Genomic DNA, 26,590 nt, shown 5'->3' on the forward strand with positions numbered 1-26,590 from the left:
GTATGAACTGCTCGAACAAACCTGTCGTATCACCGCCCCACTCAGCCGACCGGCTGTTGGAATGGTTTTGTGCTTCTCACTTGCTGGAAGAAGTTCAGGGCGATTTGTATGAACGATTCGTCCGGGATGTTCAAACGGAAGGGATCCGAAGGGCAAATTGGCGCTATTGGGCCAATGTATTCCGGTTTATACGGCCCTTTGCGCTGAAGCGTAAAAGAGTCGGTCACTATTCTTCACCAGGACTATTCAGCTTATTTATGTTCCGCAACTATTTCAAAACTTCGCTCCGCAACCTGACCAAGCACAAGGGCAGTACGCTGATTAATCTTTTCGGGCTTACGCTGGGCGTAACTGCCTGTCTGGTCATCTACCTGATCACGAATTATGAACTGCGTTACGATGCGTTCCACCCGAACGGTGAACGAGTCTACCGTCTGGTTGGAGAAGCGCAATATGGTAAATCGGATGAGAAGCATCCGGTAGGATTCGTCCCGAATGCCGTTCCAGCCGCCATTAGAAAAGAGATTGCAGGCCTGGAAACCGTAGCCGCTTTTCACAATATATCGTCTGAAGTACTCATTCCAAACGGAAAGGAAAAGCCAAAGCGATTCGAGGGCAGCAAACACGATGAAATTGTAGTGGTCGAGCCGCAGTACTTCGATATTTTCAGGTACCAATGGCTGGCTGGCAACCCGAAAACCGCGTTGCGGGAGCCATTCGACCTGGTGCTATCAGCCCGAAAAGCCCGTCTGTATTTTGGCGAATTGCCCGTGGAGGAAATGATTGGCAAAGAAGTCATTTATCAGGATTCCGTACGCATGCGGGTGGCTGGCATTGTGAACGATTTTGCACAACCGAGCGATCTTGTCTTTACTGATTTCATTTCCTTTGCCACCATTCAGGCGAGCCAGCTTAAGCAAAGTATAGACCTGAGTCAATGGAACGACATTTGGTCGGCTTCTCAGGCTTATGTCAAGCTTCCCGAGGGAACAACGCCCGCCCAACTCAGTCTGCAGTTCCAGCGGTTTGGCAAAGCCCATTTCACGAAAGAGATGGAGCTTCACTTTACACCCGCTTTGCAACCATTGGCCGACCTTCATTTCAACGATGCGTATCAGGACAACTACGCCCGGAAAGCTCACTTGCCAACACTTTACGGCCTGATGGCCATTGCCGCGTTTATTCTCCTGATTGCCGCCATCAATTTCATTAACTTAGCAACGGCGCAGTCGACACAACGGGCGAAGGAAACCGGAATCCGGAAAGTGATGGGGAGTAGCCGATCCAATCTGATTTTCCAGTTCCTGAGCGAAACAATGTTGCTAACCATTGTAGCGGTTATCCTTTCGCTGGTGCTCGTCAAGCCGATTCTTACCGCGTTTCAATCATTAACGCCCCAGGGACTGACGTTCGATTTGTTCAGTTGGCAGACGCTGGCATTCTTACTGGCTGTAACGGTGAGTACATCCCTCCTGGCGGGATTTTATCCATCCTGGATACTGTCTTCTTATATTCCGGCGGTAACCCTGAAAGGGCAGACCTCATCTACCAACGGCCAGAAAGGCTACCTTCGGAAGGGCCTGATCGTGTTTCAGTTTACAGTTTCCCTGGTGTTTATTATTGGTACGTTGATGGTTAGCCGACAGCTCAATTTTATGCGCAACAAAGACCGGGGCTTTTCGACCAATGCCATTGTTTCGATCCGGCCAGGGCGAAATGAAAAGGGCCCCGTACTGGCACAGAAATTGAAACAACTCGCCGGGGTGGAGCGCGTTACGATGGAATGGTTTCCACCGATGGGCTCATCCTACATGGTAACTAAGCTAAAATACCAGGGCAAAAAAGAGGTGGAGATGGACGTGTCGGCCAAAATAGGCGATGAAAATTTCATTCCGCTGTATCAGCTGCGCCTGGTGGCGGGTCGAAACTACGCCAAGAGCGACTCGCTCCGGGAACTCGTCATCAACGAAACTTATGCGAAAGCCCTGGGATTCAAAAAACCAGCCGATGCCTTAAATCAACTGCTTAGTTTTCAGGATAAAAAATACCCGATTGTCGGGGTCGTGGCTGATTTTCATGAACAATCGTTTCACGAAAAGATTGGCCCCGTGTTCATCGGCTACATGCCGCAGCGATCAGGAAATATTGGGGTAAAACTAGCCACCAAGGGCCGTCAGATCAGCGACATGAAAGCGACGCTGGCCAGCCTGGAACAACAGTGGAAAACGGTCTATCCCGACAATAAATTTGACTATACATTTCTGGACGACTCCATTGCCAGACTCTACGAGAAGGAGCAGAAAACGGGCCAGCTCGTCAATACCGCTACGGCCATTGCCATTCTCATTTCGTGCATGGGTCTGTTCGGTCTGGCAACGTTTACGGCGCAACAGCGGACCAAAGAAATTGGTGTCCGGAAAGTGCTGGGTGCCTCAGTGGGCAGTATTGTTACCTTACTCTCCAAAGACTTCCTGAAACTGGTGGTCATTGCGCTGGCCCTTGCCTCCCCAATTGCCTGGTGGGGTATGAATCAATGGCTGAACGATTTCGCTTACAAAGTTGACCTTGCGTGGTGGGTATTTGCGCTCGCAGGCATGCTGGCGATTGCGATTGCCTTATTAACCGTAGGGTTCCAAAGCATCAAAGCCGCGTTGACAAATCCAGTGAACAGTTTGCGTAGCGAGTAATGTAGAGACCGGTCCGCCGGTGCGGCATATTTGCGTCTCCTATGCGTCAGCAATTCGGATGTATGGTTTCTGGGCTTATTGCTGACGCATGTGAGAGGCTGACGCATGGGAGACGCAAATATGCCGCACCGGCGGACCGGTCTCTACTTTACCCGATTATAAATCTCCCGGAAATTCTTAACGCTTTCGGCAATTTCGGGGCCGTTGTTTTCCCAGTGGTATTCATATTCAGCCGAGATCGGTCCTTTGAAGCGCTGGCGTTTTAGTTCGGCAATAACCTGCTCTACTTTGCAGTCACCCGTACCCCACACAACGTCGTGGTATTTCCCATCAGGAGTATCTTTTTTCACGTCTTTGAAGTGCATGCCCAGTACATGGCCGTTCAGCTTTTTCAGGCATTCGACCGGATCGAGGCCCGAGCGAACCCAATGGCCAATGTCAGAGCAGGAGCCAACGTATTTACTGCCGCCAATGGCTGCCAGTACCGTGTCGGGATGCCAGTACCGTGATGGTTTGGGGTGATTGTGGAGCGCAACGTTGATTTTGTACTGGTCGGCCAGTTTTCGCACCAATGGCATTTGCTCCGGCGTAGGCTCCGAGTTGATGTTCAGGATACCCATGTCTTTGGCAAATTCGAATACGTTCTTCCAATCCTCATCCGTTTTTGGACTGACGACACCATACGCGACGACCGTAAGGCCTCGGTCTTTGATCAGTTTTTTGACCGCCTGCCGGGTCGTGGCACTCATGTTGAAGTCCATCTTCCCCTCCAAACCGCCCCCAATGACCTGTCCTGGGTAGGCCTCAACGTATTTAAGTCCACAACTATCAATCTTTCGCAGGGCTTCTGTGAAGGGAAACAGGCGAAACGAATAGGCTTGAGACCCTAGTTTCCAGCCAGCTTTGTCTTCCGGCCCTTTCTGAGCCAGCGACGGGAACGCAATCAGCGTCAGAAGCGCCCCGCAGATCAGCGATTTTATTGGGTATGTCATGGAAAAGGAATGATATGTTCCTGAACTAAAGAGCCGGCAGTATCAACTTTACCCACCCGTATGTGTCGTCTACCGCCAAAGATGTTTTTAGGGAAAGACTGTAAACTCAATTGCCAGCGTCCGGTTCAGGACGAGCCGATGTCCAGAATCGGACATTTACAACATACACAAGTCAAAAAAACCTACTTCCTGGCGTTTAGAAGTACTTCATTGGTTCTGGCAAGGCATTTGATCAGCAAAAATAGAACTAATTGATTGCCATGAAACGAAGCTATCTGGGCGAGTTTGAGGAGATTGTTCTTTTAACGGTTGCCGTGATGGAAGGACAAGCCTATGGCGTAGCGCTCACGCACGAAATCATCGAGCAGACCGGTCGCTCGGTTCGCCTGAATCAGATTCACGCGGCCTTACAGCGCCTGGAAGACAAAGGCATGGTGAAGTCCGAAATGGGCGAACCCACGGCTGAGCGCGGGGGCCGTCGGAAACGGCTCTTTACGGTCACGGCCTATGGCCGACGGACGCTGCAGGAGATACAGGAAGTTCGGTCGAATTTATGGACCCGGATGCCCGACCCACTCAGTCCGGTCATCAGCTTATGACATCGTCCAGCAGTCCTCGCCCACCCCGCCTGGCTGACCGCCTGCTCCGCTTCTTCTGCGCTCCTCACCAGCTGGAGGAAGTGCAGGGCGACTTGCATGAAGAGTTTATTTGGCAAGTCGAGCGCGTTGGTCAACGGCGAGCCCGCTGGCGGTATTGGTGGGATGTATTGGGATTTGTCAGACCGTTTGCGGTCAAACGAAAGTCAAAAAAGGATCAGAACCCCACCACTACTGCTATGTTAAGCAACTATTTTACCATTGCCTGGCGAAACGTACTCCGCTACAAATTAAACAGTACCCTTACCATAACCGGACTAGCCTTAGGACTGGCCTGTAGCCTGTTGATGATTCTTCATGTGCGGGACGAACTGAACTATGATAAAGGGTTTTCAAAAGCAGACCGAATTTTCAGAATTACGTCGGAAAATATTGACAAGAAAAGCCGGCAGTGGGCAGCAACGTCACCCATTTTGGGCGTAGAAATGCAAAAGGCCATTCCGGCGATCCAAACCGTGGCCCGATTTCATCGACCTTATCCAGATCGGGTGTTCAGCTATGTATCATCCGGTGGAGTGCCAAAGCTGTTCGAGGAGAAAAGCGGGTATTATGCCGATTCGACGGTGGTGGATGTATTCGACCTTTCGTTTGTGAAAGGTGACCCACAAACAGCCCTTAAACAGATCGACGCCATTGTGCTCACCGAAGCAATGGCACAAAAATACTTCGGCAACGAAGACCCACTGGGCAAACGGATTCAGGATGATCTGGACAAACGTCTATTGACCGTGACGGGTGTCATAAAACCCTATTCGTTCCCCACGCATTTACAGTTCGATTACCTGATTTCCATGGCCACCTATTATAACGCTACCGACAAAAGTGGGCTGGTGAGAAGAGATTGGGCGGGCTTTTATAATTACGTCGTACTGAACAACGGTGCCTCACGTGCGGATGTAGAAGCGCGAATTCCGGACTTCATGGTAAAATTCTACGAGGTTACAGGCGAAACTAGAAAAGAAATCCTGGCAACCCGAAGAACGCCTATTCAACCCATTACGGACATTCACCTGCACTCGAAGCTGGAGAAGGAAATGGGGCTGAACAGTGACATTACGTACGTCTACGTTTTTTCCATAGCGGCCTTGTTTATCCTGCTGTTAGCCTCGGTGAATTTCATCAATATGGCCACAGCTCAGGCCTTTAATCGGATGAAAGAAGTGGGCGTTCGAAAGGCATTAGGTGCCCGCAGAGGCCAACTCATCAGACAGTTTCTGGGGGAATCATTCATACTGACGCTGGTAGCCGCTTTGGTAGCCTTTGGTTTATTCCGGCTGGCCATTCCTTTTTATAATGAACTGGCCGCCAAGACGCTTCGCTTTGGCCAATTGTTCACCGCATCGAATGTAGTACTACTGGTACTACTGATTGGGCTAATCAGCCTGATTGCCGGTTTTTACCCAGCCTTATTCATTTCTAATTTCGATCCAGTTAACGCCCTAAAAGGCAAGAAAAGCCAGTTTTCCTCAGTTACACTGGTTCGAAAAGGTCTGATTGTGTTTCAGTTCAGTGTTTCGGTATTCATGATCTTCAGCACGATTGTCGTATACCGGCAAATGAAGTTTTTCCAGACAAAGGACCTGGGCTTCGATCAGGATCAGGTGGTGGCCGTAAAGCTGTACGGGCGTGACATGTGGGAGAAAGCAAACACAATTCAGCAGGAGCTTCAGAAAAATTCAGCCATTACGAATGTAGCCCGCATTTCTACCTTACCGGGTGACCGATTCGGTACCGATATGCTCACGCTGCTGGGGAAACCTGACGATGCAACTCAATTTCGATTTATGTGGGTCGACGAAAATACGCTCCCAGTACTAAAGATCGGGATGAAAGCAGGTCGAAATTTCGTTAAGAAAACGGATGGTGCTCACTTTCCCCTTATTCTGAACGAAGCGGCAGCCAAAGCTCTCAAATTGGACAATCCCATTGGACAAAAAGCGGTATCCTTAGGAGACACGGGCGAGATAGTAGGCATTGTCAACGATTTCCATTTTGCCTCCCTACACACCACCGTAGATCCCCTGGTTATCGTCCAGCATCCAGGACAGGCCAATTACTTTTTACTAAAAATTAGCGAAAACAAGCTGGCCGAAACTTTACAATTCGCCCAATCTACGCTGGCTCGCCTATCGCCCGGTAGCCTGTTCAGCTATACATTTCTGGATGAAAAAATGGCCCGCCTGTATGATTCCGAAAAACGAGTAGGTAATGTGCTGAATGTATTTGCCATCTTCGCTATGTTCATTTCGTGTCTGGGGTTGTTTGGCTTATCGGCCTATGCGGCTCAGGTTCGCACAAAAGAAGTTGGCATTCGAAAGGTGCTGGGAGCTACGGTGGCCGGAATAATCGTACTACTTTCCACCGACTTCCTTCGCCTGGTATTCCTTGCTACCATTCTTGCCTTTCCCCTAGCCTGGTGGGCCATGACGAAATGGTTACAGGACTTTGCGTATTCGATAGCTATTGAGTGGTGGATGTTCATTCTAACCGGCCTCTTGGCAATCGCAGTTGCTGTTCTGACGATTAGCTTCCAAAGCATCAAAACCGCTTTAATGAACCCAGTTAACTCCCTTCGGTCGGAATGAGTAAAGTAAATGAATAATATACCCACTTGACCGACACAGGATCTCTGACCTTCATATTCATTACTCATTACCCAGTATGCAACCACCCCGCCTAGCTGACCGCCTGCTCCGCTTCTTCTGCGCTCCTCACCAGCTGGAGGAAGTGCAGGGCGACTTGCATGAAGAGTTTATCTGGCAAGTCGAGCGCGTTGGCCAACGGCGAGCCCGCTGGCGGTATTGGTGGGATGTATTGGGATTTATAAAACCCCGGCCTGGAAGGTCATTGGCCATCGGGCGTCAAGAAAAAGAAACATTAACCATCTTCTTACTAAGTCCTGTTATGCTACGTAACTACCTAAAAATCGCCTGGCGCAGCCTATTGAACAACCGATTCTATTCGCTGATCAACATGACGGGCCTGACCGCTGGGTTAGCCGTGGGCATTCTCATTTTACTCTGGGTACAAGATGAATTAAGCTTCGACCGGTTTCACCATCAGGCGACCACTATATACCGGCTCGAAAACTGGGCTGGCACCGGAAACAGCCGTCAAATCTGGACATCAACCGTTGCTCCGATAGCCGAGCTTGGCAAGAAAGAACTGCCAGAGATAAAAGACGGCGTTCGGTTATCCTACAATGGCACCTACACGCTGTTTAAATACAAGAATAAAACCATCAATGAGGAACACACCCTGTTCGCCGACCCGAGCTTGTTCTCCGTGTTCGACTTCGCCCTCACGCAGGGGAACCCGGCAAAACCTTTCCCGGATAATCACTCGATTGTGCTGACAGAAAGCACGGCCAAACGCTATTTTGGCAACGAAAACCCACTCGGTAAAGTCCTCGTCGTCGGGAAGAATAATGCCTTTAAGGTAAGCGGCATTACGGCGGACTTCCCCAAGAATTCCAGTATTCAGGCCGACATGGTCCTTCCTCTTCCGTTGCTGTTTGAGGGTATGTATCAAAACAGGTCAGATGGTCGAACTCAGGATAACGACTTTAGTCAGTTTAATTATACCACCTATCTGCTGCTCCAGCCGGGTGCTTCCCTTAGTAGTCTGGCCAATAAGTTACGCACGATTCACCTCCGTAATAAACCCGACGATACCGACCTCACCTACCTGCTTCAGCCTCTGGCCGAGATGCACCTCTACAAAGCGGATGGATCGGAAGGGGGCATTGAAACGGTCCGGATGTTTTCCATTATTGCTTTGCTTATCCTGGCCATAGCCTGCATCAATTACGTAAATCTATCGACGGCCCGTTCGTTGCTACGCTCCAAAGAAATCAGCATGCGGAAGATCGTTGGCGCGGCCCGTGGTCAACTTTTCGTCCAGTTCCTGATTGAAACCACGCTGCTCTTTTCCTTCGCTGCCGTTCTGGCCATTGGCCTTATCTATGGGCTGCTCCCCTTCTACAACCAGCTTTCAGGCAAGCGGCTTATCCTTGACTTTTCCGACTATCACATCTGGCAGTTGATTGGCCTGACCATCACCGGAACGCTGGCCGCATCGAGCATTTATCCGGCCATATTGCTTTCTTCATTCGAACCACTCAAAGCGCTCAAAGGAAAAGTGTCCTCCCGGCTCAATGAGGCCAGTTTCCGAAAAGTACTGGTTGTCGTCCAGTTTACCGTGTCTGTCATCCTGATTGCGGGAACATTCATTATCAGTAATCAATTGGAATACATCCGTTCGAAGGAGCTGGGCTATGACAAAACACATGTATTTGGTTTCTTCATGCGGGACATGAGCCAGCATTACGACGCGGTAAAAGCACAACTGTTGAACCAGCCCGGCGTAGACGCCGTTACCCGGGCCAGTTCGAACATTGTGAGTCTGGGCGGGCAGACCGGCGATAATGAATGGGATGGGAAAGAGCAGGGTGAAACCATGTTTGTGTGGCCGGTAGCCATCGACAAGGACTTTATTCCGTTCTTCAAGATAAACTTGTCACAAGGGGCTAATTTTACCGGTGCCGTTGCCGATTCGCTGCATTTTATTTTAAATGAAACCGCCGTAAAAACGGCCCGCATTAAAGACCCGATTGGGAAACCATTCAGATTGTGGAATCACAAAGGAACGATCGTCGGCGTTGTCAAAGATTTTCACTTTGCCTCGATGCGGCAGAAAATAGAGCCAGCTATCTTCTTCTATGCCCCCGAGCAGATGCAGGCAATTTACGTCAAAACAACGGGCAATGGCGCCAGTCAGGCTGTTGCAGCCGCCCAACGTTCATGGAAGCAATACAATACAGATTATCCGTTCGACTACACGTTCCTGAACGACTCATTCAATAACCTGTATAAATCGGAGCAGCAGTCAGGATTATTGTTCAATATTTTTTCGACCATTGCCATTCTCATTTCCTGCCTGGGTTTATTTGGTCTGGCCACATATACGGCTCAGGTACGTACCCGCGAAATCGGCGTCCGGAAGGTACTGGGAGCCAGCATAATCGGCATTATTCAATTATTGGCCAAAGATTTTGTTAAACTGGTTCTGATCGCTATTCTGATCGCCGTTCCCGCGGCCTGGTATACCATGAATCGGTGGTTACAGGATTTCGCTTACCGAATTGACATTCAGTGGTGGGTCTTTGCCCTATCGGGTCTCCTGGCCCTGGCAATTGCTCTGCTCACGGTCAGCTACCAGAGCATCCGGGCCGCGTTGATGAATCCGGTCAAGAGTTTACGAAGTGAATAGACCAGCCATGCATATACCCCCTCGTTTCGCCGACCGCCTGCTTCAATTCGTCTGCGCTCCTCACCGGCTGGAAGAGGTGCAGGGCGATCTGCACGAAGAGTTCGCGTATCAGGTTCAGCGGATAGGCCACCGACGGGCGCGATGGCGCTACTGGTGGGATGTGCTGGGGTTTTTAAAACCATTCGCGATGAAGCGTAAACCGAGTGAATATCCCTCAATTCGTTTAATGAACTCAGCTATGCTATCTACTTATTTCGCCATTGCCTTTCGCCAACTCTGGAAAAATCAACTGTTCAATCTATTAAATATTGTTGGGCTAACGGTTGGTTTGGCAGTCAGTACATTCATTGCACTGTATGTCTGGCATGAGTTCCACTACGACCGGTTCGAGCCGTTTGCGGAGCGAACCTACCGTATTATGTCGGTGGCTAACTATGGCGGCCAGGAAGTTACATTCCCAGGGCTGCACGAATCGTTTGGCCCTGAGATAAAACAGCAAATTCCGGAAGTAGAACAGGTTATTCGGTTTTCGAATGGGTTTGGGGATGTTGTCTTACAGTCTGACCAAAATCACCGGTTCAAAGAAGTGAACATTGGCTACGCTGATGCTTCTATACTGCCCGTAATGGGATTTACATTACTTCAGGGCGATGCAAAAACTGCCCTTAGCGAACCAGGCCGTATCGTGCTGACTCGCCAACTGGCAGAAAAATATTTTGGCAATCAAAACCCAGTCGGAAAAACCCTTCTTTTTGACAAACATTTTCCACTCACCGTTTCAGCTGTGCTTACTGATTTACCGACAAATTCGGTCATTGGGTTTAATGCATTGGTTTCGTTAAGTTCGATGCCAACGCTGGGGGCACAACAGCAGAATGTATTTAAGTCAGCTGGATTTTTGAGTACTTTCGTCGTCCTGCATCCTGGATCAAGCATACAGGCGGTTGAAAAAAAATTACAGAAAGTACAGGCGGGCATAAAGTTCGTCGATATGTCGGCAAAATTCTTCCTTGAAGCCCTACCGTCATTGCATTTAAACAGTCGGAGCGCTCCGAAAGATACCCAGCAGTCTTTATATATTCTTCTCACGATTGCGCTGATTATTCTGGCTTTAGCCATTATCAATTACGTTAGCCTAACTACTGCCCGCGCCACCAAACGAGCGAAAGAAGTTGGTATTCGCAAGGCCATCGGTGGGCAGCGACGTGAACTCATTAGTCAATTTTTTCTTGAATCGTTTCTGGTAACTACGCTGGCATTTATTCTCTCACTGGCATTGCTTCAGGCCTTATTTCCATGGGCCAACCAGGCCCTGAATTTGGCTATGGACAATCGAGTTTTGTCGCAGGGCCCCTACTGGGGACTGATACTAGTATTATGGCTGGCTTGTTCACTGCTGGCCGGTGCCTACCCAGCGCTGCTCCTATCGGGATTTCGGCCCGCAGTGGTTTTGAAAGGAGCTAACAATGTGCGATATGGTGGTGCCGGTTTGCGACAGGTTTTCACCACGGTCCAATTTACGGCAAGTATTGGGCTGTTGATTTGCAGCGTGGTGCTTTATACCCAAATGCGTTTTCTGCGGACGAAGAACCTGGGCATCAACCGGGAGCAGGTTGTATCGATGTACATCGACGGCGAAATGGCCCCTCAATTTACAGCCCTTCGCGATGCTGTACAGCAATGGGCGGGAGATGGTAATGTAGCCGTCACGAACACTAAGTTGTTTTCGAACAACGTCATGACCTATTTTATGGAGACCGTGAAAGGCAAAAAACAACTTATGGTCAACGCCCTGACCGTAGACAAAGCTTTTTTCGGTATGATGGGCGTTCGATGGCAGTACGCTCCGGTTGGTTGGGAGTCACGCCCAGTCACGAACGAGTTAACTATTTACAATCAGTCCGTTATAAAAGAAGCGAACATTGTTGGTAATCCACTACAACAGCCTGCACCATTTAAAGGGCAACCAACCAACGGTGTAGTAGCCGATTTTCACGTAGGTAGTTTACATGGGCCAGTTTCACCCATGATGCTCTCCGTGGTGAGTGACACAAGTCATTCGATTATGGCCAATGGAGGATATCTGCTGGTTCGCTTGAAGCCACAAACCGATGTACCCAAAGCACTAGCTCAGCTGAAAGCAACCTACGACAGCCATCGCCCATCAGCACCGTTCGACTACTATTTCCTGGATGAGGCTTACGACAAGCTCTATGCCAAAGAGGAGCGGCTGGCCCGCTTATTCAACGGATTTACGGCATTGACCTTATTAGTGGCCTGCCTGGGACTGCTGGGATTAATGACGTTTTCGGTCGAAGCTCGCACAAAGGAAATTGGTGTTCGTAAAGTGATGGGTGCATCCGTCACCAATATTGTCACCCTGCTGTCAAAGGATTTCATCAAACTGATTCTGCTTTCAATTGTCATTGCTTCACCCCTAGCCTGGTACGCGATGAACAAATGGCTCCAAGGATTTGCCTATAAAATCGACATTGCGTGGTGGGTCTTTGCGCTCGCCGGTGGATTGGTAACGGGCATTGCCATACTTACGGTCAGCTACCAGAGCATCCGGGCCGCGTTGATGAACCCGGTGAAGAGCTTACGAAGTGCCGACTAACCTAGGATTTCCAGAAGCTAAAGCTGCCGTTCAGGGATACGTTCATTGTCCAGAAGCGTACAAGAAATGTCCGGTTCTGGACAATATCCTTCCACTTGATTTACAAAAAAGGGCCAATCCGCTTAGGAGTGGCCTTTTTTTTAATTTGGCGAGGCATTTGTTATACATATACACAACTAATGAATTCGGATGAAAGGAACGTACTTAGGCGAATTTGAAGAGATCGTTTTATTGGCTGTCGCTATCCAGTCGGGCGATGCTTATGGGGCGGCAGTCGTCTCAGAAATCGAGCAGCAAATGAATCGGCCGGTCAATCTGGGAGCGGTGCATTCGGCGCTGAACCGGCTTCAGGAGAAAGGCCTGGTCAAGTCAGAGATGGGTGGTGCAACACCGGAGCGGGGTGGCCGTCGGAAACGACTTTATTCGGTGACCGCCTACGGCCGACGGGCATTAGAGGAGATTCGTCAGGTGCGCAATCAAATGTGGGACGCTATTCCCCGAACGGCCTGGTCATGAACAAGTCCACCCTATCGCATGCACCTCGATGGGCCACGCGCCTGCTGCGCTGGTTCTGCGCCCCCCATCGGCTGGACGAACTGGAAGGCGACCTCGACGAGCTGTTTCAGGAACGGGTCAAGGTGGTGGGGCTGCCCCGGGCGCGGTGGCGCTATGTGCGGGATGTGCTGAGCCTGATGCGCCCCTCGATGATCAAACGCCAACCCAACGATTACCCAAACCCAGCCAACAGTATCATGCTACGGAATTATCTTAAAATCGCGTTTCGCAACCTGGCCAAAAACCGGGTTTACTCATCCATCAACATGTTTGGGCTGGCCTCGGGTATGGCCGTAGCAATGCTCATTGGGCTCTGGATTCAGGATGAACTAACGTTCAATAAATACTTCCAGCACTATGACCGCCTGGCGCGGGTCATGCAGTACCAGACCTACAACGGCGTCATTGAATCTCAATTATCGGTGCCTATACCATTAGCACAGGAGCTACGCACGACATACTCGAGTGATTTCGACCGGGTGGTTGTATCGTCATGGACCCAAAATCATATTCTGTCTGCAGGTGAGACCAAGGTAGGCAAAAGTGGTATTTACATGCAGCCCGAAGCGCCTGATCTGCTGTCGCTGACCATGCTGCGGGGCACTCGGGCCGGGCTAAAGAATCCAACGTCGATTCTGTTGGCCGAATCAACCGCCAAAGCGCTGTTCGGCGAGGCTGACCCGATGGGAAAAATTGTTAAAATCGACAACAAACTGACCGCTAGCGTAACGGGCGTTTATGCGGATATACCTTACGCGACTCAATTCAACGACCTGCTCTTCATAGCCCCCTTCGACTTGTGGGTATCGTCGGAAAACTGGCTGAAGAAGGCTACCGACAATTGGTCCGAAAATTCATTTCAGACCTTCGTTCAATTGTCGCCCAATGCTGACTACGGGCACGTTTCGGCTAAAATCAAAGATATCCGGTTGGCTCATTCCAAAGCGGATGCATCCCTGAAGCCCGAACTTTTCCTGCACCCCATGTCGAAATGGCATTTGTATTCGGAGTTTAAAAACGGGGCCAATACCGGAGGCCTTATCCAGTTTGTCTGGCTGTTTGGCATTGTGGGTCTGTTTGTGCTGCTACTGGCCTGCATTAACTTTATGAACCTGAGCACCGCCCGAAGCGAAAAGCGAGCGAAGGAAGTCGGTATCCGCAAAGCCGTTGGTTCTCGTCGTCAGCAACTGGTGAGTCAGTTTTTCACGGAGTCTTTCCTGGTTGTTTTCCTGGCCTTTGGCCTGGCTATTGGGCTCGTAACGGCATCGCTGGGCTCGTTCAATCAACTGGCCGACAAACAGATGGCGATACCCTGGCTTAACCCGATTGCCTGGCTGATTGGCCTGGGGGTTGTGGGTATGACTGGGTTGCTGGCCGGGAGTTATCCAGCCTTGTATTTATCCAGTTTTCAACCCATAAAAGTGTTAAAGGGACGTGTCAATGTGGGGCCATTTGCGGCAATTCCCCGCAAAGTTCTGGTTGTCGTGCAGTTCGTGGTATCAGTCTCGCTGATCATTGGCACGTTCATCGTCTACAACCAGATTCAATTCGCGAAGAATCGTCCGGTTGGCTATAATCGAAATGGATTGCTGGAGATTCGCATGAAGACGCCGGACTTCTACGGCAAATATGATTTGCTTCGTACCGAACTCAGGAATACCGGCGCGGTTACTGACATGGCCGAAGCATCCACGCCGGTAACAGATGTCTGGCAAACGAGCGATGTTATCGACTGGCCGGGTAAAGACCCGAACACACGGGTTGACTTTGCAACGGTTGCGGTTACCTACGACTTCGGGAAGACGATGGGTTGGCAATTCAACGACGGACGTGACTTCTCAAAAGCATTCGGAACCGATTCGTCGGGGGTTGTTTTGAACCAGTCGGCGGCCAAATTATTCGGGCTGAACAATCGCCAATCCATAACCGGGCACTCGAACAACCTGCCCCCGACAAACCGGGCCAATGCCAGCAAACCGACCACTTCGCCGATCGGCCAGACAATCCGCTGGGATGGTCAGACGCTGCACGTTATTGGTGTAGTTGAAGACATGGTGATGCAGTCGCCCTATAATTCTGCAAAAAACACGCTGTTTTATGTCAATGCAAGCAACGTAAACTGGATTTTCGTTAGAATCAACCCGTCTGTCAGCGTGGCCGAAGCCATGCCAAAAATTGAATCGGTTTTTAAGAAGATGATCCCATCGGCTCCCTTCGACTACCGGTTTGTCGATCAGGAATATGCCCATAAATTTGGCACAGAAGAGCGCATTGGCAACTTAACGACCGTTTTTGCCGGTCTTGCCATTTTCATTTCCTGCCTGGGTTTATTTGGCTTGTCCTCCTTCATGGCTGAAGCCAGAACCAAAGAAATTGGCGTTCGGAAGGTGCTGGGCGCATCGGTACTCAACCTGTGGGGTTTACTCTCGAAAGACTTTGTGGTTCTGGTTGTCATTGCGTTCGTCATAGCGACGCCAATCGCGTATTATATCCTTGGTAACTGGCTTCACAATTACGAATATCGAACGGAACTAGCCTGGTGGGTCTTTGCCGCATCCGGGGCCGGAGCGCTGCTGGTAACGCTGCTCACGGTCAGCTATCAATCAATCAAAGCGGCCCTGATGAACCCCATCAAGAGCCTGCGCTCCGAATAACCATGACACCAACTCCGCATCCACCCCGCTGGGCCACGCGCCTGCTGTACTGGTTCTGCGCTCCCCATCGGCTGGACGAACTGGAAGGCGACCTCGACGAGCTGTTTCAGGAACGGGTCAAGGTGGTGGGGCTGCCCCGGGCGCGGTGGCGCTATGTGCGGGATGTGCTGAGCCTGATGCGCCCCTCAATGATCAAACGCCAACCCAACGAATACCCAAGTTCTTACTTTCTCCATCCTGACATGATACGCAATTATTTCACCGTTGCCTGGCGCAACCTGATTCGCAACAAAGCCTTTTCGGCCATTAACCTTCTGGGGCTTGCGCTGGGAATGGCATGCAGCCTGCTCATTATGCTATGGGTGCAGGACGAACGTAGCGTAGACAGCTTTCATGCAAATGGTAAAAGCCTATACCAGATCTATGAGCGTCAGCATTTCGATGGAAAAGTCTACGCCAGTTACTTTACTCAGGGCTTGCTGGCCGACGAACTCAAACGGACTATTCCTGAGGTGCAGTATGCTGCGGCTATGGAGTCCAATTATCCCACCACATTTTCGGTAGGAGAAAAGATCATTAAAATGGAAGGGACGTTTGCGGGAGCCGATTTCTTTACCATGTTCAGTTATCCTTTTTTGCAGGGAACAGCCGCAACGGCGCTGCGTAGTCCGGGCGGCATTGCGATCTCCCGCAAAATGGCAGAAGCTTTTTTCGGGAGTTCAGAAAAAGCAATTGGCCAGTCGATTCGTGCCGAGAACAAAGTCGATTTATTGGTGACAGCCGTATTTGAGAACCTACCGGCCAACTCATCGCAGCAGTTTGATTTTCTGCGAACGTGGGCTGATTTCGAGAAAGACAATGATTGGGCCAAAACCTGGACCAGTACGGACCCGATGACGTATGTACAGTTGCGGACAGAACGCATGGGCAAACCCATTGACCAGGCCCGCGTGGATGCCAAAATCAAGGATTTCATATACCGATACGTCCCTAAAACGAAGGGTCTCCTGGTTGAAATTGGCCTGCAGCCCTATCCTGAAAAGTACCTACATTCGAATTTCAAAGATGGCTATCTCGACGGGGGTCGGATCGAGTACGTCCGCCTGTTCAGCATCGTCGCCGTATTTATTCTGCTCATTGCCTGTATCAATTTCATGAATCTGGCCACGGCCCGCTCGGCCAAACGGGCCAAAGAAGTGGGCGTTCGAAAAGTAGTCGGGGCAGGTCGCTCGGCCCTGATGGGCCAGTTTGTGGGGGAGGCCGTTCTGCTCACGTTCTTCTCGATCATCATTGCGGTTGTAGTGGTGGCCCTACTTTTACCCGCCTTCAATACCCTTACCGGCAAAATGCTGGCTCTTCCGATCAATAGTCCGGCATTCTGGGCTACGTTACTGGGGTTACTCCTGCTGACGGGCTTCGTGGCCGGCAGTTATCCCGCCCTCTTCTTATCGTCGCTGAACCCGATTCGGGTGCTAAAAGGGAGCCTGCGGTTTAGCGCCGGAGCAGCCTTTTTCCGCCAGGGTTTAGTCGTCTTTCAGTTCGGGCTGTCGATCATGCTGATTGTCGGTACGATTGTGATCTACCGCCAGATGAACTACGTCCAAACGAAGAATCTGGGCTATAATCGCGAAAACCTGCTCTACATCCCGGTTGAAGGCGATTTACCGCAGAAGTACGATTTATTCAAAGAAGAAATCAGTGGATTGCCCGGCATTCTGACTGTTTCCCGGATGCGGGAGTCGCCGACCGCACTTGGCCACCATGTTGATGATATCGGATGGACCGGTAAAGACCCTAACCTGCGAACAACGTTCGCCAATACGGCCGTTGGTTATGATTTTGTCAAGACACTGAAGTTGACCTTGAAGGATGGCCGCGACTTCTCGAAAGACTTTGGAACGGATACCCTCGGCTTCCTCATCAACGAAACGGCCCTGGCCAAAATCGGTTATAAAAACCCAATAGGCAAACCTCTCGATTGGGGTGGGAATAAGGGACACATCATTGGTGTCCTGAAAGATTTTCATTTTAATTCGATGCGGCAGGCCATCGAACCGCTCATTATCCGACTGGATAGACGTCCACAGTGGGGCACCATTCTGGTCCGTGCCGAAGCGGGCAAGACCCAGGAAGCCATTGCGAGTCTGGAGAAAGTATGTAAAGAATTGAATCCACTCACCCCCTTCACCTATCAGTTCTCGGATCAGGAATACGCTAAACTGTACCGAAGCGAACAGGTCGTCAGTCAACTGGCTACTTACTTTGCCATACTGGCCATCTTTATTTCGTGCCTGGGCCTGTTTGGCTTAGCGGCCTTCACGGCTGAACAGCGGACTAAAGAGATTGGGGTTCGGAAGGTGCTCGGCGCATCGGTTACCAGCGTAGTAGCCCTACTTTCCAGAGACTTCCTCAAACTGGTCCTGATCGCCATTGTCCTTGCCTCTCCCCTAGCCTGGTATGCCATGAATCAGTGGCTGGAGAGCTTCATGTACAAAATTGACCTTTCGTGGTGGATGTTTGCGTTAGCAGGTCTGCTGGCAGTGGGCATCGCGCTACTAACCGTAAGCTTCCAGAGTATCAAAGCCGCCCTGATGAATCCGGTCAAGAGCCTGCGTTCAGAATAACAACCTCATGTATGTGAAACGGACAAGGCCACCCGCACGGGTGGCCTTGTCCGTTTCAGTACGTTTTGTGTCCGCTATTGGACACCAGACCAATTGTCTATTTTGGCAAAAATGCGTCTAGAGTGCGGTATGATGGCTTTTCTCAGGTTGGCACCGCATTTGATCGACAGAATCGTATAAAATAATTCCCTGCTATGAAACGGGCCTTTTTGGGAGAGTTTGAAGAGATTGTTCTGCTCACCGTTGCGGTGCTGGATGAAGGCGCTTACGGCGTTACCATCACCCAGGAGATTGAGCAAAAAACGGGGCGTTCCGTTGGGTTCAGTACGGTTCATACGACGCTGCAACGCCTGGCCGAAAAAGGCTTTCTGACGTCGACCATGGGCGGGGCTACGGCAGAGCGTGGTGGTCGTAGAAAACGATTTTTTGCCGTAACGGCAACCGGACGGAGAGCCTTGCAGGAAGTGAAGCAGATCCGGGAGGAACTATGGGGTGCTCTGCCTCCCCAAACGTTACAACTGATGGGTAACTGATCCTAAAACAGCCATGGGAAAGCCAAACCGCCGGACTGGCATGCCGAACCAATCCCGAAACATCGGTGACGCAGCCTCCGGGCCACCCCGCTGGGCTACCCAGCTCCTGCGCTGGTGGGGCGACCCCAACACGCACGAGGAAGTGCAGGGCGACCTGCTCGAACTCCACGCCTATTGGGTCAACACCGAGGGCAAACGGCGGGCCGACTGGCGATACAGCCTGAGTGCTCTGAAACTGTTACGACCACTGGCCAGGCCAACCCATATACCCCAGTATACGACCACCTTTTTTCTAAGCCCCGACATGATCCGAAATTATGCAAAAGTCGCTTTTAGGAACCTGATCAAAAACAAGGTGTATTCGGCTATCAATATTGGCGGACTGGCCATAGGCATTGCCTGCTGTCTGCTGATAGCCCTTTATGTATATGATGAAGTAAACTACGACCGATTCAATACTAATTTCAATCACATCTATCGGGTTGTGGAAAGGCAGCAACAACCCGAAGGCATATTCGACGTAGCCGTTACCCCGGGCCCACTTGCCCCTACGCTGCTTAAAGACTTTCCGGAAGTGAGCCGGGCTGTGCGCATTGGAAGCTGGCATGGGTTATTGAGTCAGGGTCAGCAATCTGTTGAGTCAGACCAGATGCTGATCATCGACCCCGGCTTTTTCGGTCTATTCAGCTATTCGCTTTTACAAGGAAATGTAAACAACATTTTTAAAGGCCCCGATGAGGTGATTTTTAGCAAAAAAATGGCTGAACGATTCTTCGGTATAAATTGGCGTCAGCAGCATGTACTGGGCAAATCATTCCGGTTTAATAATGAGCGAACCCTCATGCTGGTGGGCGTAGCGCAAAATCCACCGGCTCAATCACACATTCAATTCGATGTCTTGTTACCATTCAAATGGCTCGAACGCTACGACGAATGGAGCAACAAATGGAATAGTAATAACTACCATACCTACGTACAGCTGAAGCCTGATGCAACAGGAAAGGCCGCTAACCCAGTTCTTTTCGGCGAGAAAATCCGCCATCAGATCAAACGCTACAATCCGGAGAACGATACACCCTTGCTGCTGCAACCACTCTCAGACATTTACTTATACTCAAAATTTGCCTTTCAAACCGACTTCGGAGGCAAACGCAGCGACATTGCCTACATCCGAATCTTCGTTATCGTCGGGCTCATCGTCTTGCTGATAGCCGTTGTTAACTTCATTAATTTGGCGACTGCCCGAGCCTCTCAACGAGCCAAAGAAGTGGGTGTTCGAAAAAGCATTGGCGCACAGCGATCCAGCCTGCTTATGCAGTTTTTGGGCGAATCGCTGGTTATGACGGGTGTCTCTGTACTCGTGTCCATTTTCCTGGCCGATCTGTTGTTACCCCTATTTAACAATATGGCAAACAAGAGCCTACAGATCCCCTACCACCTCCCGGCCTTCTGGCTGGTAATACTCGTTCTTACGGCCGCAGTCAGCTTGCTGGCCGGGCTTTATCCTGCCTTTTTTCTCTCCGCATTTCGGCCAGTTACCGTATTGAAAGCGGGTGTTTCTGGCTATTTCTCTATCCTAAAAACAGGACACAGCTTTCGGCAATCGCTCGTAGTCAGCCAGTTCGTATTGTCTATTGGATTAGCCATCTGCACGGTGATTATTTATCGGCAGTTGACCTATCTGCAGACAACAACGTTAGGGTTCGACAAATCGCAATTGCTGTATGTGCGACTCAAAGGTGAGTTGAAAGGAAAAGCCATGCAATTCAAAAACGAGATAAGTCAGTTACCCGGCGTGGCGAAGGCATCCGTTACAACCGGCAATCTGGTCGACATGAACAACAGCACAACCGTTGAATGGGAAGGGCAAACACCAAAGGATGAATTTCTGATAACCCAGATGAACGTCGACGCCGACTTTATGAAAACAACGGGAATGTCGCTGGCTGCGGGGCGCAATTTTTCAACTCAGATTACAAGCGACACCTTATCTACATTCGGAGCTTACCTCATCAACGAAACGGCGGCCAAACGCATGGGCTGGACACCCAACAAGGCCTTAGGAAAGCGGGTGAAATTCTGGGGTACGGAGGGCAATGTAATTGGCGTCGTCAAAGATTTCCATTTTCGGCCGCTACGGACGGCTATCGAACCGTTCATTTTACGATTTCGCCCCAAAGACATGTATTTTACGGTACTGGTAAAAACCCAACCTAACAGGATAGCCCATACGATAACCGACATAACCAGGCTGTACAAAAAAACGGACCCTGCTTATCCAATCACGTACGGCTTTGTGGACCAGGATCTCGATGTTCAGTACCGTTCAGAACAGCGCATAGGCCGTATTGTATGCTCGTTTACAATCCTGACAATCCTGATTTCCTGCCTTGGCCTGTTTGGTTTGACTGCCTTTACTGCCGAAGTACGTACTAAAGAAATTGGTATCCGTAAAGTCCTGGGTGCTTCAGTAACCAGTATTGTCACGCTGCTCTCGAAAGATTTCCTTAGGCTCGTTGCCATTGCTGTTGTTATAGCCTCGCCGGTGGCCTGGTATGCCATGCACCGGTGGCTGCAGGATTTCGCCTACCGGGTCGACATTTCCTGGTGGGTATTTGCCCTGACCGGTTTACTAATGGTTGTCATTGCCCTACTGACCGTCAGTTTTCAGAGTATCAAAGCGGCCTTGATGAACCCCGTCAAGAGCTTACGTAGCGAATAGCCATGAAAATCCTCAAACCTTCGGATAAGTCTGTCCAGCCGCCCCGTTGGGCTACCCAGCTCCTGCGGGGGTGGGGCGACCCCAACACGCAAGAGGAAGTGCAGGGCGACCTGCTCGAACTCTACACCTGCTGGGTCAGCACCGAGGGCAAACGGCGGGCCGACTGGCGATACAGCCTGAGTGCTCTGAAACTGTTACGGCCACTGGCCAAGCCAACCCATACACCCCAGTATACGACCACTTTTTTTCTAAGCCCTGCTATGATCCGGAATTACGCCAAAATTGCCTGGAGGAATCTGGTTAACCACAAACTATACACTGGTATCAACGTTTTTGGGCTGGCATTGGGCATGGCCTGTGCTTTACTCATTGGTCTATGGGTACACGAAGAACTAAATTATGACCGCTTTCTGCCTGATGTAGACCGCGTTTACTTCGTGCGTGTCCAGGCAGAATACAAAGGCAAAATTGGCACTAATTATGCAACGCCGGGGCCGTTGCAGGAAGCTATTGCCAGCGAGATACCTCAGGTAGCGGCTGCCACAAAAACGAACTGGGGTAGCGAAACACTCATTAAAGCGGGTGAAAAAGCAACTAAGGAATTTGGCCGCTATGCAACAGCCGACTTCTTCCGTGTCTTCGACCTACCCGCCATAGATGGTGACCCCAAGATGGCCCTGGCGCAACCGGATCAAATCGTTATTACCCGAAAATTGGCAGAAAAATTCTTTCCGGAGGGCCAGGCACGGGGAAAGGTGCTTCAACTCGATAATGCTACATTTTATAAAGTGGGGGCCGTTATTGAAAACATCCCAACTAACGCAACGATCCAATTCGAATGGATGGTCAATTGGAAAGCGCAGGAGAAGGAGTGGATGAATAACTGGGGCAATAATTCGTTTCTGACCTACCTCCGCCTAAAACCAAACGCAACCGCCACTCAGGCCGAAGCGGCCATGAAGGACATGTATGTGCGTCATGCCAAACAACCTGCCGATTTCAACGCCGTACAATATCCCATTCTGCATCCAATGGCAGATGTGCATCTGTACTCGGAATACAAAGACGGCAAGATAGTGGGTGGTGGCATCGAGTATGTCCGCACCTTCTCCCTGGTTGCGCTATTTATTCTGCTGATCGCCTGTATCAATTTTATGAATTTAGCCACGGCCCGGTCATCTACCCGTGCCAGGGAGGTGGGGGTGCGCAAGGTTGTCGGCGCCATGCGCCCTGCCTTGATCGGTCAGTTCCTGAGCGAATCCCTGCTGACAAGCTTGCTGGCGGCTGTGCTGGCAGTAGGCCTGGTTTGGCAAGCGCTGCCAACATTTAATCAACTGTTTGACAAACAGATAGCACTCAGTTTATCGACGCCTGTACTTTGGCTGGGGCTGATCGGACTAGTCGTGTTCACGGGCTTTTTGTCGGGCAGCTATCCGGCGCTATTTCTGTCAGGGTTACAGGCGGTTCGAATTCTTAAAGGAAATCTACAATTCGGCTCAGGCCCGGCAGCCTTCCGCAGAGTCTTGGTGGTCGTTCAATTTGCGCTGTCCGTATTTCTGATCGTCGGCATGTTGGCGGTAAGCCGGCAAATGAATTACCTACAGGAGAAACACCTCGGGCTTGATCGGGAAAACGTGGTTTACATACCTATAGAAGGCGAAATGGCCAATCCCGAGAAAGTAGAGGTATTTCGACAGGAAGTGATGCGTTTGCCATCAGTTGCTGCGGCCACGGCGACGTCCGACCTGCCCATTGATGTCACCTGGACAACAGCCGGTAATTTGACATGGACGGGCAAGGACCCCAATCAGGAAACAAATGTATCGGCCATGCTGGTTGGTGGCGAGTTTACCCGCACCATGAACATTAAGCTGCTCAGCGGGCGTGACTTCCGACCAGGCAGCCTCGCCGACTCCTCTAATTACCTCGTCAATGAGGCCACCGCAAAATTGATGGGAATCGACAATCCGGTCGGCAAAGAAATTAACTTTTCGATGGGCAAAGGCCGGATTATCGGGTTGATGAAAGATTTCCACCTGAACTCTTTACACCAGGCAATCAATCCTTTAGTTGTGTGTTTTGGGGCAAAATATGCGCATTATATTTTGGCAAAAACCCGTGCCGGACAAACCAATCAGGCCATCGCTGACCTCGAAGAATTGACAAAGCGATTTAACCCAAATTATCCGTTTACCTACCACTTCCTGGACGAAGCCTACGAGAAGCTATATCGGAGCGAGCAGCAGGTCAGTTCGCTCGTCAACTACTTTGGCATGCTGGCCATTTTGATCTCCTGTCTGGGTCTGTTCGGCCTGGTTGCCTTTACGGCCGAACAGCGGACCAAAGAAATCGGTATCCGTAAAGTACTGGGCGCCAGCGTTCAGAATATTGTCGGCTTACTATCGGCCGATCTCCTCCGGCTCGTCTTGATTGCTCTCGTGTTAGCGACACCTGTGGCGTGGTGGGCCATTGACAAGTGGCTCAAGACGTTTGAGTATCGACAGGAATTGACCTGGTGGATTGTCGCCCTGGCGGGGTTGTTAGCGGTAGGCATTGCCCTACTGACCGTCAGTTTTCAGAGTATCAAAGCGGCCTTGATGAACCCCGTCAAGAGCTTACGTAGCGAATAGCCATGAAGATCCTCAAACCTTCGGATAAGTCTGTCCAGCCACCCCGTTGGGCGACCCAGCTCCTGCGGGGGTGGGGCGATCCCAACACGTACGAAGAAGTGCAGGGCGACCTGCTCGAACTCTACACCTGCTGGGTCAGCACCGAGGGCAAACGGCGGGCCGACTGGCGATACAGCCTGAGTGCTCTGAAACTGTTACGGCCACTGGCCAAGCCAACCCATACATCTCAGTATACGACCACTTTTTTTCTAAGCCCTGCTATGATCCGGAATTACTTAACCATCGCCTGGCGGAGCCTTGTCAAGAATAAGGCTTATTCGGCCATTAACATCGGCGGACTGGCCGTCGGAATGGCCGTAGCGCTGTTGATAGGCTTGTGGATTTGGGATGAATTGTCCTACAACAAATACCACCAGAATTACGACCGAATTGCGCAGGTCATGCAGCGCGGAACGTTCAATGGCGAATTTGGTGCCGGCGGTTATATGCCCTTGCCGTTGGGAAACGAGCTCCGGACGGCCTTTCAGGACGACTTTACCTACGTCGTCATGTCATCCTGGACCCACGAACATATTCTGGCCTATGGGGAAAATAAATTCACCAAAACGGGGAATTACCTGAGCCCGGAAGCACCCGATCTGTTCACGCTGAAAATGCTTAGAGGCACTCGGGCAGGTTTAAAAGACCCTTCGTCTATATTATTATCTGAGTCCACAGCTCAGACCCTTTTTGGGAACGTTGATCCCATGGGTAAACTGATGAAGCTCGACAATAAGCTGGACGTAAAAGTAACCGGTGTCTACGAAGATTTGCCCTACAATACTGAATTCAGAGACTTGAAATTTATCGCTCCCTGGGCGTTGTATGTGTCCTCATCGGATTGGGTAAAGCGTGCTCAAGACAATGCAGAATGGAACAACAGTTCCTGGCAAATATTGGCTCAGATTGCACCCAGCACAGATTTCGACGCGGTTACGGCAAAAATTAAAGGATTACGGGTAAAGCATGTCCCCGAGACGGCACTTTTCAAGGCAGAGGTCTTCCTAAACCCCATGAGCCGGTGGCATTTATACACAGGCTGGGATAAAAAGGGAAATCTGGAAGGGCGAATTCAGTACGTCTGGCTATTTGGCATCATCGGCGTATTTGTGCTGCTGCTGGCCTGCATCAATTTCATGAACCTGAGTACAGCCCGCTCCGAAAAACGAGCCAAGGAAGTGGGTATCCGCAAAGCGGTTGGCTCCGTACGCAGTCAATTAATCAGTCAGTTTTTCAGTGAGTCGTTGCTGGTAGTCGCAGTCGCGTTTGTTTTGTCCTTGTTGCTGGTCCTGCTCATTCTCCCGCTCTTCAATGAGGTGGCGGATAAGCACATAGGTATTTTGTGGACAAATCCGATTTTCTGGCTGGCTGGCCTCGGGTTCAGCCTGCTCACGGGTCTCATCGCGGGGAGTTATCCAGCGCTGTATCTGTCTTCGTTTCAGCCAGTAAAAGTACTGAAAGGAACCTTCCGGGTAGGCCGATTTGCTACCGTTCCGCGAAAGGCATTGGTTATTATTCAGTTCACGGTATCGGTTACGCTCATTATCGGTACGATCATCGTTTTTCGTCAGATTCAGCACGCCAAAAACCGGCCGGTTGGCTATGATCGAAACGGCCTGATTACCGTTACCATCAATACACCGGAACTGCACAGCCATTACAATGCCTTGCGGGATGACCTGATGCGAACCGGGGCTGCGGTCGACATGTCGACGTCCTCGACACCCGCTACGAATCTGAATTCACAAAATGGTGGCTTCGACTGGGAGGGGAAAGACCCGAATTTCAAAGCTCAATTTGGGACAGTCGCCGTAACGCATGACTTCGGCAAAACGGTTGGCTGGCAGTTTAAACAGGGACGTGACTTTTCGCGCGCCTTCTCGACTGATTCATCCGGTATGGTCATCAACGAAACGGCTGCCCGGTATATGGGCTTGAAAGACCCGGTAGGGAAAACGGTCAAATGGAATGGCAGACCGTTTCAGGTGGTGGGCATTGTAAACGACATGGTGATGGGATCACCGTTTGAACCGGTTTACCAGACCGTTTTCATGCTGGATTATGGCTGGGCCGATGTCATCAATATCAAATTAAACCCGCAGCAAAGCGCCAGTGAATCGCTGACGAAGATTGAAGCGGTGTTCCGTAAATTCAATCCGGGCAGCCCGTTCGATTACAAATTCATCGATCAGCAATATGCGCTGAAATTTGCAACAGAGGAACGGATCGGGAAACTGGCTTCGGTCTTCGCGATGCTCGCTATTTTCATTTCCTGTCTGGGCATTTTTGGCCTATCCTCGTTCATGGCTGAGCAACGCAGGAAGGAAATTGGCGTACGCAAAGTATTAGGTGCATCGGTTTTCAACTTATGGAGCTTGCTCTCAAAAGACTTTGTCACGCTGGTCGTCATTGCCTTCGGTATCGCCACGCCAATTGCGTATTACTACCTCAGTGGCTGGCTTCTGAAGTACGAATACCATACGGAGATTTCATGGTGGATTTTCGCCGTCTCAGGTGCAGGCGCGTTGGTCATTACGTTACTGACAGTGAGTTTTCAAAGCATTAAAGCCGCGCTGATCAATCCAGTGAAAAGTTTGAGAAGTGAGTAGC

13 protein-coding genes are annotated in these 26,590 nt (G+C 50.5%); 12 read left to right on the forward strand and 1 reads right to left on the reverse strand.

Going from position 1 to position 26,590, the window contains the following annotated elements:
* Positions 1–2 precede the first annotated feature (2 nt).
* Entirely contained in the window at positions 3–2,687 is a 2,685-nt protein-coding gene (locus tag ACYVAM_RS08490; protein ID WP_461065882.1) for an ABC transporter permease, read from the forward strand.
* A 143-nt stretch (positions 2,688–2,830) separates the two neighbouring features.
* Here the strand turns inward: ACYVAM_RS08490 and ACYVAM_RS08495 are convergent, their stop codons facing one another.
* The gene (locus ACYVAM_RS08495) at positions 2,831–3,679 is read right to left on the reverse strand and encodes a sugar phosphate isomerase/epimerase family protein (RefSeq protein ID WP_461065884.1); all 849 of its coding nucleotides are present in this window, start codon (positions 3,677–3,679) and stop codon (positions 2,831–2,833) included.
* A gap of 260 nt (positions 3,680–3,939) precedes the next feature.
* Between ACYVAM_RS08495 and ACYVAM_RS08500 the strand changes: the two genes are divergently transcribed.
* The 11 genes from ACYVAM_RS08500 to ACYVAM_RS08550 all read left to right on the forward strand — a co-directional run bounded on the left by ACYVAM_RS08500 (position 3,940) and on the right by ACYVAM_RS08550 (position 26,589).
* Positions 3,940–4,278 carry a PadR family transcriptional regulator gene (locus ACYVAM_RS08500; protein WP_461065886.1) on the forward strand — a complete coding sequence of 113 codons (339 nt, stop codon included), beginning with the start codon at positions 3,940–3,942 and terminating at the stop codon, positions 4,276–4,278.
* A complete protein-coding gene (locus tag ACYVAM_RS08505) occupies positions 4,275–6,920 on the forward strand; it encodes a permease prefix domain 2-containing transporter (protein WP_461065888.1) in 2,646 nt (881 codons plus the stop codon). The genes ACYVAM_RS08500 and ACYVAM_RS08505 overlap by 4 nt, the downstream gene beginning before the upstream one ends.
* A 76-nt stretch (positions 6,921–6,996) precedes the next feature.
* Positions 6,997–9,606 (forward strand): ABC transporter permease, encoded by a 2,610-nt coding sequence (locus tag ACYVAM_RS08510; protein WP_461065890.1) that lies wholly within the window; start codon positions 6,997–6,999, stop codon positions 9,604–9,606.
* Between the two features lie 7 nt (positions 9,607–9,613).
* A complete protein-coding gene (locus ACYVAM_RS08515; RefSeq protein ID WP_461065892.1) occupies positions 9,614–12,223 on the forward strand; it encodes a permease prefix domain 2-containing transporter in 2,610 nt (869 codons plus the stop codon).
* Positions 12,224–12,412: 189 nt separating this feature from the next.
* On the forward strand, positions 12,413–12,739 hold the full coding sequence (locus tag ACYVAM_RS08520) for a PadR family transcriptional regulator (RefSeq protein ID WP_461065894.1): 327 nt from the start codon (positions 12,413–12,415) through the stop codon (positions 12,737–12,739).
* Positions 12,736–15,432, forward strand: coding sequence for an ABC transporter permease (locus ACYVAM_RS08525; RefSeq protein WP_461065896.1), 2,697 nt, complete (start codon positions 12,736–12,738; stop codon positions 15,430–15,432). Before ACYVAM_RS08520 ends, ACYVAM_RS08525 begins: the two co-directional genes overlap by 4 nt.
* Positions 15,433–15,434: 2 nt before the next feature.
* On the forward strand, positions 15,435–18,056 hold the full coding sequence (locus tag ACYVAM_RS08530; RefSeq protein ID WP_461065898.1) for an ABC transporter permease: 2,622 nt from the start codon (positions 15,435–15,437) through the stop codon (positions 18,054–18,056).
* Between the two features lie 194 nt (positions 18,057–18,250).
* Positions 18,251–18,589, forward strand: a complete 339-nt coding sequence (locus ACYVAM_RS08535; protein WP_046575782.1) for a PadR family transcriptional regulator — start codon at positions 18,251–18,253, stop codon at positions 18,587–18,589.
* 13 nt (positions 18,590–18,602) lie between these two features.
* Positions 18,603–21,311 carry an ABC transporter permease gene (locus ACYVAM_RS08540; protein WP_461065901.1) on the forward strand — a complete coding sequence of 903 codons (2,709 nt, stop codon included), beginning with the start codon at positions 18,603–18,605 and terminating at the stop codon, positions 21,309–21,311.
* 2 nt (positions 21,312–21,313) lie between these two features.
* Complete coding sequence (locus ACYVAM_RS08545) at positions 21,314–23,941, forward strand: ABC transporter permease (protein WP_461065903.1); 2,628 nt, start codon at positions 21,314–21,316, stop codon at positions 23,939–23,941.
* A gap of 2 nt (positions 23,942–23,943) precedes the next feature.
* Entirely contained in the window at positions 23,944–26,589 is a 2,646-nt protein-coding gene (locus ACYVAM_RS08550) for an ABC transporter permease (protein ID WP_461065905.1), read from the forward strand.
* Position 26,590 lies beyond the last annotated feature (1 nt).

Source organism: Spirosoma horti, from assembly GCF_054776595.1.